Consider the following 14,800-nt stretch of genomic DNA (forward strand, 5'->3'; position numbering starts at 1 on the left):
GCGGCCGGTACGCCCCGGCCGGCGGAACGCGAACCCTCGCCACGTCCGAAACGAAATCCCTGGCACAACCACTGAAGGGCGGTCTCCATCCGCGCCTCGGCGTGGGGCAGACCGCCCTCGACCGACCCGGGTGACGGGCGAGGGGAGAGCGGGGCACCCCTCCAGCTCACCGAACGGCCCACGGCCCCCGAGGTCCTGACGCGCTCTGGCCCTACCGCCTGCCCGGCGCCGCCCGTACCGCTGGCGTGCCCCACGGTCGCCCAGCCGTAGCACGTACTCGTTCAGGGGCGGCAGACGCCCGCTTCCCAGGGCGCAGGACAGCATTCGCCGAAGCGAGTGGTGACAGCCAACCCCCGACCGCGACGCGCACCATGTACGAGCCCGAGAATTCAGCCCGCGTACCAGCCCGAGTATTCAGGCCCGCTGCAGAACCAGCACCGTGTTGTGTCCCCCGAACCCGCAGGAGTTGCTGGCGACCGCGTCCATGCGATGCGGACGCGGAGCTTTGGCGACGACGTCCAGGGAGATGTCGGGGTCGAGGTGCTGGAGGTTGGCGGTGGGCGGGACGGTCTGGTGGTCGAGGGTCAGGGCGGCCAGTGCCGCTTCGATGGCGCCCGCCGCGCCGAGGGGGTGGCCGGTGACGCCTTTGGTGGAGGTGACGGGGGGCGGGTGGCCGTCGAAGACGCGGTTGAGGGCGGCGCCTTCGATGCGGTCGTTCAGCGGCGTTCCGGTGCCGTGGGCGTTGACGTGTCCGATGTCGGAGGTGGTGAGCCCGGCGTCGGCGAGGGCGGCCGTGAAGGCCTGCTCGATGCCCACGCCTTCGGGGTGGGGGGCCGCGTAGTGGTAGCCGTCGGTGGAGGTGCCGTAGCCGCTGAAGTGGGCACGGGGCCGGGCGCCGCGGGCCCGGGCGTCGGCCGCGCGTTCCAGGACCAGCAGGCCGGCGCCCTCGGCGAGGACGAAGCCGTCGCGGTCCACGTCGAAGGGGCGGCTGGCACCCTCGGGGTCGTGCAGGCGGGTGGACAGGGCTCCCATCTGCGCGAAGCACGCGGAGGGCAGCGGGTGGCAGGGGGCCTCGGCACCGCCGGCGAGGGCGATGTCGCAGCGGCCGGCCAGGAGCAGGTCGCGTGCGGTGCCGAGGGCGGTCGCGCCGGAGGCGCAGGCGGTGGTGACGGCCATGCTGGGGCCGTGGGCGCCGAGGGCGATGCAGATCTCGGCCGCCGCGGCGTTGGCGGTGGTGCGGGGGATCAGGAGCGGGGAGAGCTTCTCGTAGGCGCCGTCGATGAGTTTGCGTACGGCGGGGATCACGAGGTCCTTGCTGTCGTAACCGACCCCGACGACCACGGCGACCCGGGCCCCGTCCCAGGTGGCCGGGTCCAGGCCGGCGCTGTCGACGGCCTGCCGGGCGGCGGTCAGGGCGAGGTGCGTGAAGCGGTCCATGCGCCATACCTGCGGCCCGAGCACGGCTTGGACGTCGAACGGCGGAACCCGGCAGCTGATGGGCACCGGCACATCGCCCAGCGACGGGTCGACAGCGGCGGTGGGGGTCCCGGAGCAGACCGTGCTCCAGGTGGCGTCGGTGCCGACCCCGGCCGGGGTGACCAGACCGATGCCGGTCACGGCGATGTCGCTGCCCTTCATCCGAGTGTCTCCGGCACCGGGGCCGGCTGGGCCTGTTCGACCGCGGCCGCCGCCTGGGCGAGGGTGACCTGGAGGGACTTGAGCGCGTCGTCGCCCGTGGGAACGCGCAGGCCCAGTTCGTCCTGGAGGACGCAGAGCAGTTCGACGACGGCGAGGGAGTCCAGGCCGATGTCCTCCAGGGTGGCCTCGGGCCGGATGGCGTCGCCCGGGATGTTGAAGTGGCTGATCAGTACGGACTTTACTGCTTCGTAGACAGGCGTCATCAGGAATTCCTCGGTCGTCGGGACGGGGCAAAAGGCGGCTTCACAGGCGCAGCGTCATCAGGCCGGCGCTGCTGCCCGCGGCCAGGCCGATGAGGGCGACGAGGTCGCCGGGGCCGGCCCGGCCGGTTTCGAGGGCGCGGGTGAGCTGGAGGGGGAGGGAGGCGGAGGCGACGTTGCCGTGGTCGGGGAGGGTGACGACGAGCTTGTCGCGGGGGACGCCGATCGCCGGCCCGCACAGTTCGTCGAGGTCGGACAGGGCGACCTGGTGGACGCCGATGAAGGCGAAGTCGTCGAAGGCCAGGCCGAGCTCGTCCAGCGCGCGGTGCAGATGGGTACGGCCGAGCGTGCGCAGGCTGTCGCGCATCCGGACGCTGTCCATGCGGAAACAGGCGGCAGCTTCCGGGCCCGAACGGTGGCGCAGGGAGGCGATGCCGCCGTGCAGCACGGTCGCCGAGGGCCAGGCCGCGGAGTCGGCGGCGAAGCGGCAGCCGAGGATGCCCCGGGGCGGCAGCGCGCGGGGCGTCGCCTCGGCCGTCAGCAGGAGCGCGGCGCCGGCGTCGGAGAATCCGTAGGCCGGCAGAGCGCGCGCGAACGCCGCCGCGTCGGAGATCCGCAGCTGGGCCGAGACGGAGGGCGCCTCACCGCAGGTGATCAGGACGGTGCGGTACCGCCCGGACGCGATGAGGGCCTGCGTGATCTCCATGGCGTTGAGCACGCTGTTGCAGGCGTTCTTCACGTCGAAGACCGGGCAGGTCAGGCCGAGCTTGGCGGCCACGACGTGGGACGTCGCCGGTTCGATCATGTCCTGGCTGGCCGCCGCGAAGATCATCAGGTCGATGTCGGCGGGCCGGACCCCGTGGTCGGCCAGGAGCTTGCGGGCGGCGCCCGCCGCCAGATCGGACGCCTGCTGGTCGTCGTCGATCAGATGCACGCCCGTCACCCCGGTCAGCTGGGTGATCAGCCCGGGAGGCGGGGTGAAGCCGCCGCCGGCGGCCGCGATCTGGGCCTCCCGTTCGCTCATGCTGGTCCAGCGCTCGGGCAGATACGTGGTGGCCCCCGCCAGGCAGGCCCGAAGGTCGCTCATGGCCTCACGCTAGGGCGGCGCGACCGGGCGCCACGACGTCCCACGCCGCTGATGTGTTTAAGTGCCCGCGTTTGGCGCTGCCGGGCGTTCGTCCGAAGAGGTGGCGATGTGTTGCCGGGCCCGCCCCCTGTCTACACATGGAGGCGACAGGGGAGCGAGGGAGACAGCCCGCCCGGCGAAGGGGTGAGTCACGACGATGCGCGGTCCCCGGTGCCGGGTCGCATGGACCGTTCTGGCGCTGGCCGCTGCGCTGGCGGCGGCCTGTGCCTGGTTCGGGGCGGCGGTGGACGGGAGGCTGTCGCCGGGCGGGGTCGTGCCCGCGGCGACCGAGGCCGCCCGTGCCGACCGCCTGCTGCAAGAAGGTTTCGCCTCCGCCCCGCCCCACCTCGTACTCGTCACCCGCGTGTCGGGCGCCACCCGGTCGGTCGAGGAGAGCGCCGCGGCCGCCCAGGGCAACGAGCTGGTACGGCGACTGAGCACCGACCGGTCCGTCGCCCAGGTGGCCTCCTACTGGCAGACCCGGGCACCGTCGCTGCGCTCGGCGGACCGGCGCAGCGCCTTGGTGCTGGTGCGGCTGCGTGGACGTGAGCAAGAGGCGACAGCGGCGGCCGGACGACTCGTACCGCAGATGGCCGGGCGCCATGGCCCGCTGCAGGTCGAGGTCACCGGGGAGGCCGCCTCTCGCGCCGAGGCCCTGCGGCTGGCCGGGCGGGACCAGTTCCGCGCCGAAGTGCTGGCCTTGCCGCTGACCGCGCTGCTGCTGCTCGTGGTGTTCGGCTCGGCGGTGGCCGCCCTCCTGCCCCTCGCCGTCGGCGTGCTGGCCGTACTGGGAGCCCAGGCCGTCCTGCGGCTGCTCACCTTCTGCACCGAGGTGACGGTGAGCGCGACCAACATCTCCTCCGCGCTCGGTTTCGCCCTCGCCGTCGACTACAGCCTCTTCCTGCTCGCCCGCCACCGGGAAGAGACCGCGGCCGGCGCCGAACCCGGCACCGCCCTGCGCACGGCACTGCGGACCGCGGGCCGTGCCGTGCTGTTCTCCGCGGGCACGGTCATCCTGTCCCTGGCCTCGCTGCTCGTCTTCCCGCACACCATCCTGCGTTCCATCGCCTACGGCGGCATCGCGGTCACCGCCTTCGCGGCCCTGGCCGGCCTGCTCGTCCTTCCGGCACTCCTCACGGTGCTGGGGCCTCGCGTCCACCGGCCGGGCGTCCTCATCCGCCGATGGCGCCGCCGTCGCGGCCCGCACTCCGGGAGCGGGGCCGCCGAACTGGGAAGGTGGGGGCGCCTGGCCCTGGCCGCCCAACGGCGGCCGGGGCTCGTGGCCGTCGGCGTCACCGCCGTACTGCTGGTGCTCGCCGCTCCCTTCAGCCGCGTGCAGATCGGTCTCTTCGACGACCGGGTCCAGCCCGCCTCCTCCACCGTCGCCAAAGCCGGTACGGCGCTGCGCCACGACTACCGGCCCGGCACAGTGATCACCCCGACCACCGTGGTCCTGCCGCACTTCGACCCCCGGCGGCACGCCGCCGACCTCGACGCCTACGCCCGGCGCGTCTCCCTCCAGAAGAGCGTGGCACGGGTGGAAACGGCCACCGGCTCCTACGCCCGCGGCACCCGCACACCTCCGGCAGGCACCGCGGCATCCGCCTACACCTCGCCCCACGGCGCCTGGCTGGCGGTCGCCACCCCCGGCGAGCCCTACTCCACCGCCAACCGCGACCTCGCCCGGACCCTGCGTGACCTGCCCGCCCCCGCACCCGTACTCGTCGGCGGCCCCGGCGCGGTCCTCGACGACGTCCAGCGAACGCTCTTCGCCCGCCTGCCCTGGTGCCTGGCACTGGCAGGGGCCACGCTCCTGGCCCTGACCCTGGCCCTGACGCGGCGACCGGTCATGGCCCTTACGGCACTGCTGCTCAACGCGCTGAGTCTGGCGGCCAGCTTCGGCGCCCTGGTCTTCGTCTTCCAGGACGGCCACGGGGCGGGCCTGCTGGGCGGCTTCCCCGTCACCGGCACCACGGACGTGCTCATGCCCGCGCTCATCTTCGGCATCGCCTTCGGCCTCTCCATGGATTACGAGATCCTTCTCCTCTCCCGTGTCTGCGAGGAGTACGCACGGGCCCCCGACGCCGCGACCGCCGTGGTCCGGGGCCTGGACCGCACCGCGCGCCTGTTCACCTGGGCCGCGCTCACCCTGGCCGTCGTCATGGCCGCGCTGGCCACGTCGGACCTGGTGATGCTGAAGATCATCGGCGTCGGCCTCGCCCTCGCGGTCCTGCTCGACGCCACCGTCGTCCGCGGGCTGCTCGCCCCCGCCGTCCTGGCCCTGGCCGGACGCGCCGCCTGGTGGAGTCCGTGGCCCCGCCCGTCGGCCCCCGCCCCGCGCCCCTGCCGCAAACGGCGGCCCCTCGTCGGGCCGGCCGGTACGAAACACCCCAGGAGTGACCCCTGATGACCGACCAGGACCTGCGGCTCTCCCGAAGCCCCCACACCACCGCCCAGCGACTGCTGAACGCCTCCGCGGCCCGCTCCTACGACCCCGCGACAGACATCGACTGGGACACCCCGTTGCTGGACGACGCCTGGTTCTGGCCGCCCGAGCGGCTCGCGCTCTACGGCACCCCCCTGTGGGAACGCATGGACCACCGCCAACGCCTGGAACTCTCCCGCCACGAAGCCGCTCACATCGCGCAGATGGGCCACTGGTTCGAACTGGCCATCATCCGCATGCTCGCCCGCCACCTGATGAACCGTCACATCCTGGACGCACGCGCCTTCTACGCACTGACGGAAATGGGCGACGAGACCCGGCACATCACCATGTTCGGACGGCTGCTGGCCACCCTCGGCTGCCCGGCCCACCGCGTCCCGGCCCACGTCCGGCTCCCCTTCCCGCCGGCCGCGGCCGCCTTCCAGGACATCACCACCTTCACCAGCGCCCTGATCGTCGAAGAAGTCCTCGACCGGCTCCAGCGGGAGGCCGCCCAGGACGAACGCGTCCAGCCCCTGGTGCGGTCGGTGTGCCGTCTGCACGTGGCCGAAGAGGCACGCCACGTCAGCTTCGCCCGCGCCGAACTACGCGAAGCCGTCACCCACGCTCCCCGGGGCCGCCTGGCCTTCCACCGCCACCTGACCGCCCTGGTCGCCTCCCACACCGTCCCCCCGCTCCTGCGCCCCGACCGGTACGGCGACCTCGGGCTCGCCCCCGGCGAGGCCCGCCGCCAGGCACGCCACAACCCCCACCACCGCGCCACGATGCTCTGGTGCGGGGAAAAACTGATCGCCTTCCTCACCGAAGCGGACCTGATCAGACGCCCCCAGCACCACCTGTGGCGCCGTTCCGGCCTGCTGGCCTGACCGTCACCACGGCGTGCACCAGCGCCGCGCCGCGTACTCGACCGCCGGATGGGCGCCGGAAGCCCCCATCGCCACCCGCTTGAAGTGGTCCCGCACCCGCACCGGAACCAGCGCGTCGGCGAGCAGCCCCGCCTTCGCCTGCCGGCCGACCACATACCGATGGCGCGGCCGGCGGGCGACGACCGCCTGGCACACAGCCGACACGACCGGATCCGCGCTCGGCAGCCGCGTACCGGCCTCCCGCAGCGCCGCCTCCGCCTCCCGGTACATGGCACCGAACAACGTCGGCCGCCCCGCCAGTGCGGCCAGATCATCGGCAGCCCGGCCCTGAATGGCACTCGCGTACGCGCCCGCCTCGACCACGGCAACCTGCACTCCGCCAGGACCGGCCTCCATCCTCAGCGCATCGTTCAAGGCACCCAACGCCGCCTTGCCCGCGCAGTACCAGCCCATACCCGGAGCCGCGATACGGCCCGCGAGGGACGACACGTTGACGATGCGCCCCTCCCCGCGCTCACGCATCCCCGGCAGCACCAGCCGGGCCATGCGCGCAGCTCCCACCACATTGACTTCCAGCAACTGCCGCACCGCCGCGTCCTCAACGTCCTCCACCGCCCCCACCAGCGGGACACCGGCGTTGTTCACCAGGGCCCACGGTCCGCCGCCGGTGGCCTGCGCGACCTCCGCACACGCGCTACGGCAGGAACCGGCGTCCGCCACGTCCAGCAGCACCGTCCGCAGCCGCACAGCGCACTCAGCCGCCACAGCCCGGAGCTTCTCGGCCTTCGGCTCGTCACGCGCCGTAGCAAAAACGTCGTACCCGGCCCCCGCCAGACGCAGCGCCACCCCCAGACCCACACCACTCGTCGCACCCGTGACCAGAACACTTCGACGCACCTCGTACCTCCACAGAAGCGGCTCCCGACCACCATGCGCACCTGCCACCTCCCGACAGCTGAAGGCCGCTCCGGTGTGTCGCACAACCACTCGGAGAGCTCAGCCGTTCACGTTGGTCGACCGTCGGGCTCGCCGTGCCAGTCGTGTGCGTGGCGTCCGTAGCGTCCGTTGCTCCCGGGCGTCAGGGGGCGGGGCTCCCGATCGGGCTTCGACACCTCCAGAAACAGCAACGGCCATGAAGAACGCACACCAGAAACGTCCGGACGACGGCCAAGTGGTCTGCCCACTGGCCGGGAGGCTGCCACCGCCCACGGCTGCCGCACTGCACGTGACCTCGCCCCGCAGCATCGTTCTGCCGTGATCCGGCCGCGCCCCGTGCCGGCTCCACGCGCTCAAGCTTCGTCCAGCCGGTCCACCCTCGCTGCTTCAGCAGCCCGATCAGTCGACGGGCCGGTGGCGCGGTGTCGAATGCCAGGGTGTCCATCAGCTTGACGAACGAGGGCTCGATGTCCGCGTCGTCGACGTAGTCCTCGCCCTGCTCGCCGGCTGCCTGCATGAGGTAGGCGGCCAGTTCGTCGGCCAGCTCGACCAGCCGTGGATCGTCGCCGGTGTGGTCGAGTGCCTGGCCCAGGACGAGATAGAAGTCGACGACCCGTGGGTCGGCGATCTGCTCCTCTTTGCGTGCCACCCACTGTGGGTTCTAAATTTGTGGCGGGCCCTAGCGTCGGCAGCTCGACCTGACTGCCTGTAATTCCGCGCTTGTTTGAGATTGATCTTGCATTTTGTGAGAGTCAAGCTGACCTGGGATGGCTACAGCATCCAAATTCGTGGCCATAGCTTTGTGTTGCACTGACCTGCGATCCCTTGGAAGTTTGAGATTCCCCGAACCTCTTGAGAACCCCTATGGATGTTCACCTGGGGCGTCGTCGGAGTTCAGACGCTGGCTGGTGCTGTTGTCGGGGCCTCGTTCGGTGCGTTCCTGGTCGTAGTTGGCGAGGAGGCGGAGGCGTGCACCGAACGAGCGAGCACCCGATTCAGATGCCGAACTGAGCCAGGAGGTCTCGGTGAACCAGGTCAGCGACGCTGCTTGCTTCAGCATCTGATCCAGCAGGGGAGAGCACGGCATGCACGGGCTGGGTGTGGTGGGGGCGCCTTGAGTAGTCGGGCACGCTATCCATGCCGACGTGACCCCAGAAGGACGTGCTTGCTTCCAAGGGGCGGAGCCCGTGCAAGGACATGAGGTTGACGGTGAGTTGTTGCGTGCAATCGAGACGTAGCTCGCGCTGATGTTCTTGTATGAGAGCGATGACGTCGTAGCAGCAGGATCGCAAGAGTTGATCCGAGACGGCGAGTGGCGTGGCCTCGGCCGGTTCGTCGTCTTTCCCGCGGAGCCACTGGCTGATCGCAGCGACGACCGTGCCGTCGTAATGAAGCTCGACCAGGATCTCCCGGTTGTGGGGCAGCTCCAGCGTGCTGCACACCCAGCGGCGCAGTCCGGGGCGTGGGTTGAGCAGGGTGTCTCCCATGCCGTGCAGGGCCGCTGGCACGCGTGACTGCGTGAGCAATCTGGTAGTGCGTTCCTTGGCTCTGGTCAGCACCCTTCGTGCCTGGTCTCGGTCAAGCTCGAATGCACCTCGGGGGAGTGGGCGTTGCGGTCTGGAGACGGCCACGAACCAGGCGGCAGGCGTGGTGCTCTGCGCGGTGATCGTCTGGACGGTGAAGTTGAGGTTCCGTTGAATCTCCTGCTCGGCCAGGCCGATTCGGGAGAAGCGCTCGCGGTAGGCGCGCTCGATCTGGTGCTCGGCCATCCAGGCCGTGTGGTCGTTGTCCCGGTACGGGACCACTGCGGCCTGCTGCTCCCTGTCGCGGGCAGCCGTGCCATAGACGAGGTGTGGTGCCGACTCGCTTGCCGGCACATCGACGACCAGCACGGTCTTGTCGCCGTCCGACAGCTCGAACATGTCGAGATCGGGAAGGTAGGGGTGAACGTGGTTGCGTACCCATTGGTGGTACTGCTCCGTGTTCGCCCCGACGGGCACGCCGACGAGCTCGATGGTCTTGTCCTGCACACCGAAGACCAGAAGGCCGCCGCGCGTGTTGGCCATGGCGGCGACGTCCTTGGCCAACTCGTTCCAGCGGCCGTCCCGCGGGGGCTGGGGCAACTGCTCCTTCCAGTCCAGGTCGTCGAACTCCTGCAGTTGGTTCTCTGTCGCGCGGCGAACCATGTCGAAGGTGAGAGGTCCGGGCTCGGCCCCAAGGTGTGCGTGGATTCTTGTCCATGAACGTGTCATACGCGCACCGTAGAGACTCTTTTCGCGGTACGTCAGGGATTGGTCGGCTACCCGGGCCTCGCCGTCCATGCCTACTATTTTCGTGCGGGCGCTGAAGAGGGCCCTACCGCCCCGGTTGAAACGGCTGAGAGTACTGGGAAGAAAACAAGGAGCCGATGTCGGTGCCGGGTGACACCATCGTGGCCGTACAGAAAGCTGGGGCACCGAGTCGCATACGACATCGCGGTCGGCCCCCACGAGCATCTCAGGAGACGGGATGGACATCGCCGCGGAATCAGCCCGGTTGAAGACGGCCGTGCCCTCGGTCTACCTGGACCAGTGGGTGTGGGTGCGCCTGACGCTCGCGGCAGGCGGTACCCCTCGCGATCCGGCGGACACGCAGGTGCTCGACGCCGTGCGCCAGGCCGCCGAAGCCGGTGTCGTCTTCCCTCTGTCCGCTACCCACTACCACGAGACGACCCGGATCACGCACCCCCGCCAACGCGCAGACCTTGCGCGCACGATGGTCTCGATCTCGCACTGCCGCACGCTCTGTTCCGAGCGGATCCTGCTGCGCGATCAATTCCTTGAGGCCATGCACATGAGCTTCGGCAAGCCGACTTTCCGGCGCACACCGCCCCAGTCTCTGGGCATCGGAGCGGGGTGGGCCTTCACCGGGAAGCGTCTGCAGCTTCAACTGCGGCGATCCACCGAGGTCGTCGACCCCGCCACCCTGCCGGAAGGAATGGCCGAAGGCTTCCGCCGTGCCACCCAATACGCGGAGTACCAGCTCCTGGCCGGGCCCCAGGACTCCGACCTCCCCCACCTGCGTCAACTGGGCTACCAGCCCGAGAAGCTCGAGGAAGCCCGCCAAGGCAGGCTGGGCTGGGAGACGTTCTATGCCGACTTGCTGGCCGACGACCCGATCAGCGCCGCCGAGTTGCGCGTGCGGGTCCAGGCACGCGAGATCATCCACGAGCACCTCAAGCTGCTGAATGATCTGTGTGCCGAATACCGCATGGACCTGCTCCAGGCTACCGGTGCGGGCCCGGAGCGCCGCAAGGCCTCCCGCAGGCGCATGACAGCGTTCGTCGACTTGGTCCCGTCCGTACGCGTCGCGGTGGACGTGAAGACTCATCGGTTCCGCAACGCGGCAAAGGAATGGGACCTCAACACGGTCCACGACATCGATGCGGTGAGCCTGGCCGTGCCCTACTGCCACGTCGTCGTGCCCGACCGGGAGATCGCTGATCTGCTGGGGCGGTCGAAGGCCGGCCCGCGCAACGGCACTCACGTGCTGCGTGGCCTGCGCGACTTGCCGGACCTCTTGGCCGACTTGGCCCGCACGGCGGCGACATCGCACCATCGCGTCAGCGACGAGGACTGGGTGAGGCAGGGGGAGGAGTTCTGCATGACCATGGAGGATCTCCAACGCCATGGAACCGCGCCGGCCGGCGGCTGACGCCCGTCACGGCGGGTGCAGCTGCCGATGGCCGCGTCGCGGCGACTCGGTGACTGCGTGTGGACGTAAGCCCCGCCCCGACGTCCGGCATTCGCTGCGGCGGGGCCGAAGCTTTGCCTCAGAGGGCGCAGCCGGCCCGGACCGTTCCTGGGCGTCGGTGTTGGCGGCGTTGTCAGTGCGGCGTGCTTGAGTGAGCTCGAAGCGTTCTTGTGTCCGCTGTCCACGAGACAGGATCGACCGCAGGAGGACATGCCGCGTGGCAACGTACAGCCCCGACTACCTGAAGCGACTGCTTGTGGCCGTCGAGAAGTTCAAACTGGCCTTTGAGCGGTGGATGCAGACGCAAATCGAGTTCAATCATGCCGAGTCGCGCGGCTTGTTCCCCACTGTCAAGACCAAGGAAGGGCAGGATCAAGCAGCCGTACAGCGGCTTGAGCTTGACGTCGCGGAGGCGGCAGGCGGGGCTGCCAGAGCCGTCCACATCACAGGCGCGCAGATAGGCGTCGCCGGTGTCGGAGCTGTCGACCCCATTGCGAACTGGGCGCTCATGTCTGAGCCGAAGGCACTCGTCTCCCCGAAGGATGTCCGGACCACGGCGGCGACGGTCCGCGGCCGCTTGAACGCGATGATCGTCGAGTCGGAGGCCGCAGCCGAGTCAGCGCTACCTGCCTTTGCGCCAGCCCAACTGCACCCTGTGGTCTGGTCGGCAGCGGCGGCTCACTGGACGACACATCAGTACCGGGTCGCGGTGCGCGAGGCCGCGGAGGCACTCACCGTTCACTGGAAGACCCGCCTTGGCCGCCACGACGCGGACGACACCGTGTTCTGGCAGCAGACGCTCTCCGCGGGCGATCCTCAGAAAGGCAGGCCCAAGCTCGTGTGGCCCGGCGACCCCGCCAGTAAGACCACCAAAAGCATGCGGGGCGGGCTGGAACCGCTGGCAAAAGCCCTCACCAATCTGGCGACCGGACTCAACCTCACGGTCAGGAACGTCACCACACATACCCGTGACGAACTCAGCGAGCAAGAAGCCATGGAACGACTCGCTGCCTACAGTTACCTCGCCCGCCTGCTCGACACCTGCGACGCCCGCCATGTCGACGACACGACCGAGACTGTTTGAGCTGCCGCCGGCACGCGGAATCTGAAGGCGCGGCCGACCGAGACGCAGGAGTCCGACAGGCCCCTGGGGGCCTGACCGTGGAGCAGTCCTACGTCTCTTTGTCATCAGCCGCCAATGTCGATGTCCTCCAGCAGTTCGCGGGTGATGTCTTCGCTGCCGATTTCGATGGCGGCCATGGCGGCCTGGCAGATGAGTTGGGACAACAGCTTGAAGTAGCCGCCGGTGCGCGCGTGCAGGTACTTCGCCTCCTTGACCAGAGCGTGCTCGGACAGGCGGTGCAGGCAGAGGTTCTCCTCGAAGCCGCGCAGGATGCTTGGCCAGGTCTCCTGGTCGCCGCTGTAGAGAGGGACGGGGTCGAGCCAGGTCACCGGCAGCCGACTGGGGGAGACCTGGGGCAGAAGAGGATGCTTCGTGCCGTCGTCGCCGGTGATGACGGACGCACGTTCCGCCAGGCCCTGCAGGGCCTCACTGGTGTGAACGGCCCTGTCCTGGGCCGCCTGAAGGATCTTGCGGGAGCCGGTGCCGCAGAAGATCGTGCTGATGCCGAGTTCCTCGCGCAGTTTCTCCATGTAGGCAAGGAAAGGCACGAGGTGGTCCGGGTGGACCCGCTGCAGGCCGTCGACCAGGAGCAGCCGCGTCGAGCTGCGCTCCATCACCCGCCAGACGGGCTGGGACAGATCAGGAATGCGCCTGACCTGGAGGAGCTCCTCCACGTCCCTGGGCGCTGGTGTCAGTCCGAGGAAGTCGGCGATCTCCCATACCCAGTTCGCCACATTCTCCGGATCCTGCGGAGCGGCGACGTGCACCACCGGGATCTGGTTCTCGTGGCCTCCCTGCCGGTCTTCGACGGACCGCTGGAATTCCCGGCCGATGACCCGCAACAAGAACGTCTTGCCGGTGCCTGGCGGCCCGTCGATGACCCGGTCCAGCAACCCCTCGCGCCGGTTGCCGTTGGCCAGCAGCAGCCGACTGGTCTTCAACAGGGCCTTGTCGAAGAGCGGATGGGAGACCATCCGCAGGTGACCGTGATAGCGCAGGCGCACGTCGTCGGACAGGACCGGGGTGCCGGGCGGATGTGATGCGGCCAGGTCGGGCAGCTCGACCATCTCGTGGACGTAGTTGTTCCAGCCCTGCAGGGTGAACACCCAGCGGGGAGCCATCGGTGCGGCGCGCGCCCGGTCCAGGATTTGACGATCGCGGTCCGCGCGGGTGGAGTTCTTTGAGCTGAGCATGGTGTGACGTCCTTTTCGACGAGACGGTCAGGAACCAGGTCCTGCCTGGCGCTGCGCCGGCCCACAGGGCGCCGCGCACCGCGCCCTGTGCTTACTCGGCCTCCGGGCGGAGGGGGTCTTCTGCGCCGCCATGTGACGGTGGCTGGAGGTTTTCCCGGCCGGCGAGTGGCAGGGACCGATAGGCGCTGACGGCGTCGACATCGACGGACACGCCCGCATAGGGGTCCACCGCGGCGGCCGGCTGCGCATCCACCTGCAACCCCTGGAACGGGCCGGTGGCGGCCGCCTTCTGCGTCTTGCTGGGGCCCTTGCGAAGGCCCCGGTGGAAGCTGCGGACCGCTTTCACGATGGCCAGCTGGTCATCGCTGCGGCCGCCGTTGTCCACGACCGTCGTGGTGCCGCGCTCCCAGCAGTCCTGGGTCCAGCGGTGGGTGAGCAGCTGCCGGTGGATGAACTCCACCTCGATCCATTCCTTCGTGTACACGTGGTCGTAAAGGTGGGCGGCTTCCGGGCGGTAGGGGTTGTAGCGGGCCTCGAAGCGGCCGTTGTGCCCGGACAGCCCGGAGTGCTGGTCCATGAGCAGCCGCATCTGCCAGTCGTGGCTCTGGTAGGTGCGGTTTTCGATGGTGATGCCCTGGTCGGTGACCGTGACGTACGCCGGAATGAGCAGCTTGTGGGCCTCCTCGGCGGTGATGGGCCGAGGCCGGTAGCCGGCCATCGGCAGCAGCTGTGCGTACATCTCGTTGGGCGACAGCGTCACGCCCGGGGTGAACGGGCTGCGCAGCCCCTTGTGCGGGGTCTGCTGGTAGTCGAGCGCCACCCACTGCTCGGCCAGGTCCTGCAGCGTGTTGATGGGATACAGCGGGCCCCTCTCGACCCCCAGTCCGCGGTGGGCGAACCCGGTGCCGGTCCAGCCGGCCACGTGCTGGCTGAAGCGGTTGCCGATCGAACGGAAGAATCGCTCCTTGAGCGGCTTGTCCGTCGGGGTCTTCTTGCGCGCGTACTCGATGGTGATGCCGAGTATGGCGCACACGTCCTCGAAGTGCTGACTCAGATAAGGGCTGCCCTGGTCGATGATGACGGTGCGCGGATGGATGACCGGGCGCGCGGCGACCGCCCGGGCGAACCGCTCGTCCGAAGCTCGCAACTCCTCAAGCGGCAGCGCCGAGTTGGCGGCCAGCGCCATCGGGTCCCAGTGGGAACGCCAGGCCAGCGGGGCGAAACACTGCGCCAGCAGCAGCGTCAGGTCGTAGGCGCGCGTGGCCCGGCCGCCGATCCGCTTGCCAGGCGGCCCCTCCCCGGTGACCACCGGGACGACCATGACCGCGCAGTTGGAGCGGGACGCCACATCGATCGCCGAGGTCAACTCGGCCGAGATCACCGACCCGTTGTCCCCGAGCGCCTTGACCTTCAGCGGCGAGGTGTCGATCTGCACCACCTGACCCGGCCGGAACACGTGCGAGGGCCGGTACGGGCGCGT

The 14,800-nt window shown here is 69.8% G+C and carries 12 protein-coding genes; 4 read left to right on the plus strand and 8 right to left on the minus strand.

Translation table 11 applies throughout. The features are described from left to right. Positions 1–414: 414 nt before the first annotated feature. Genes OEIGOIKO_RS41020 through OEIGOIKO_RS41030 form a run of 3 tightly spaced genes read right to left on the minus strand, consistent with a single transcriptional unit; the run spans position 415 to position 2,985 of the window. Complete coding sequence (locus OEIGOIKO_RS41020) at positions 415–1,638, minus strand: beta-ketoacyl-[acyl-carrier-protein] synthase family protein (protein WP_125058333.1); 1,224 nt, start codon at positions 1,636–1,638, stop codon at positions 415–417. After that, positions 1,635–1,901, minus strand: coding sequence for an acyl carrier protein (locus tag OEIGOIKO_RS41025; protein ID WP_125058334.1), 267 nt, complete (start codon positions 1,899–1,901; stop codon positions 1,635–1,637). Before OEIGOIKO_RS41025 ends, OEIGOIKO_RS41020 begins: the two co-directional genes overlap by 4 nt. Positions 1,902–1,941: 40 nt before the next feature. Continuing rightward, positions 1,942–2,985 (minus strand): 3-oxoacyl-ACP synthase III family protein, encoded by a 1,044-nt coding sequence (locus OEIGOIKO_RS41030; protein ID WP_125058335.1) that lies wholly within the window; start codon positions 2,983–2,985, stop codon positions 1,942–1,944. A gap of 196 nt (positions 2,986–3,181) precedes the next feature. Between OEIGOIKO_RS41030 and OEIGOIKO_RS41035 the strand changes: the two genes are divergently transcribed. Next, entirely contained in the window at positions 3,182–5,431 is a 2,250-nt protein-coding gene (locus tag OEIGOIKO_RS41035) for an MMPL family transporter (protein WP_125058336.1), read from the plus strand. Continuing rightward, positions 5,431–6,336 (plus strand): AurF N-oxygenase family protein, encoded by a 906-nt coding sequence (locus OEIGOIKO_RS41040; protein WP_125058337.1) that lies wholly within the window; start codon positions 5,431–5,433, stop codon positions 6,334–6,336. The genes OEIGOIKO_RS41035 and OEIGOIKO_RS41040 overlap by 1 nt, the downstream gene beginning before the upstream one ends. A gap of 3 nt (positions 6,337–6,339) precedes the next feature. Here the strand turns inward: OEIGOIKO_RS41040 and OEIGOIKO_RS41045 are convergent, their stop codons facing one another. The 3 genes from OEIGOIKO_RS41045 to OEIGOIKO_RS41055 all read right to left on the minus strand — a co-directional run bounded on the left by OEIGOIKO_RS41045 (position 6,340) and on the right by OEIGOIKO_RS41055 (position 9,593). Further along, on the minus strand, positions 6,340–7,233 hold the full coding sequence (locus tag OEIGOIKO_RS41045; RefSeq protein WP_170251999.1) for an SDR family NAD(P)-dependent oxidoreductase: 894 nt from the start codon (positions 7,231–7,233) through the stop codon (positions 6,340–6,342). 181 nt (positions 7,234–7,414) lie between these two features. Beyond that, entirely contained in the window at positions 7,415–7,921 is a 507-nt protein-coding gene (locus OEIGOIKO_RS42405; protein ID WP_218040044.1) for a hypothetical protein, read from the minus strand. 346 nt (positions 7,922–8,267) lie between these two features. Beyond that, complete coding sequence (locus OEIGOIKO_RS41055; RefSeq protein ID WP_170252000.1) at positions 8,268–9,593, minus strand: AlbA family DNA-binding domain-containing protein; 1,326 nt, start codon at positions 9,591–9,593, stop codon at positions 8,268–8,270. 187 nt (positions 9,594–9,780) lie between these two features. Here OEIGOIKO_RS41055 and OEIGOIKO_RS41060 point away from each other — a divergent pair, with 187 nt between their 5' ends. Further along, positions 9,781–10,965 (plus strand): hypothetical protein, encoded by a 1,185-nt coding sequence (locus OEIGOIKO_RS41060; protein WP_125058340.1) that lies wholly within the window; start codon positions 9,781–9,783, stop codon positions 10,963–10,965. 256 nt (positions 10,966–11,221) lie between these two features. After that, positions 11,222–12,088 (plus strand): TIGR02391 family protein, encoded by an 867-nt coding sequence (locus tag OEIGOIKO_RS41065; RefSeq protein ID WP_125058341.1) that lies wholly within the window; start codon positions 11,222–11,224, stop codon positions 12,086–12,088. 104 nt (positions 12,089–12,192) lie between these two features. On the opposite strand, the gene OEIGOIKO_RS41070 is transcribed toward OEIGOIKO_RS41065, so the two are convergent. Next, complete coding sequence (locus OEIGOIKO_RS41070; protein WP_125058342.1) at positions 12,193–13,320, minus strand: AAA family ATPase; 1,128 nt, start codon at positions 13,318–13,320, stop codon at positions 12,193–12,195. A gap of 91 nt (positions 13,321–13,411) precedes the next feature. Continuing rightward, on the minus strand, positions 13,412–14,755 hold the full coding sequence (locus OEIGOIKO_RS41075; RefSeq protein WP_125058343.1) for a DDE-type integrase/transposase/recombinase: 1,344 nt from the start codon (positions 14,753–14,755) through the stop codon (positions 13,412–13,414). Positions 14,756–14,800: the final 45 nt, after the last annotated feature.

The organism is Streptomyces paromomycinus, from assembly GCF_003865155.1.
Taxonomy (GTDB): Bacteria; Actinomycetota; Actinomycetes; order Streptomycetales; family Streptomycetaceae; genus Streptomyces; species Streptomyces chrestomyceticus.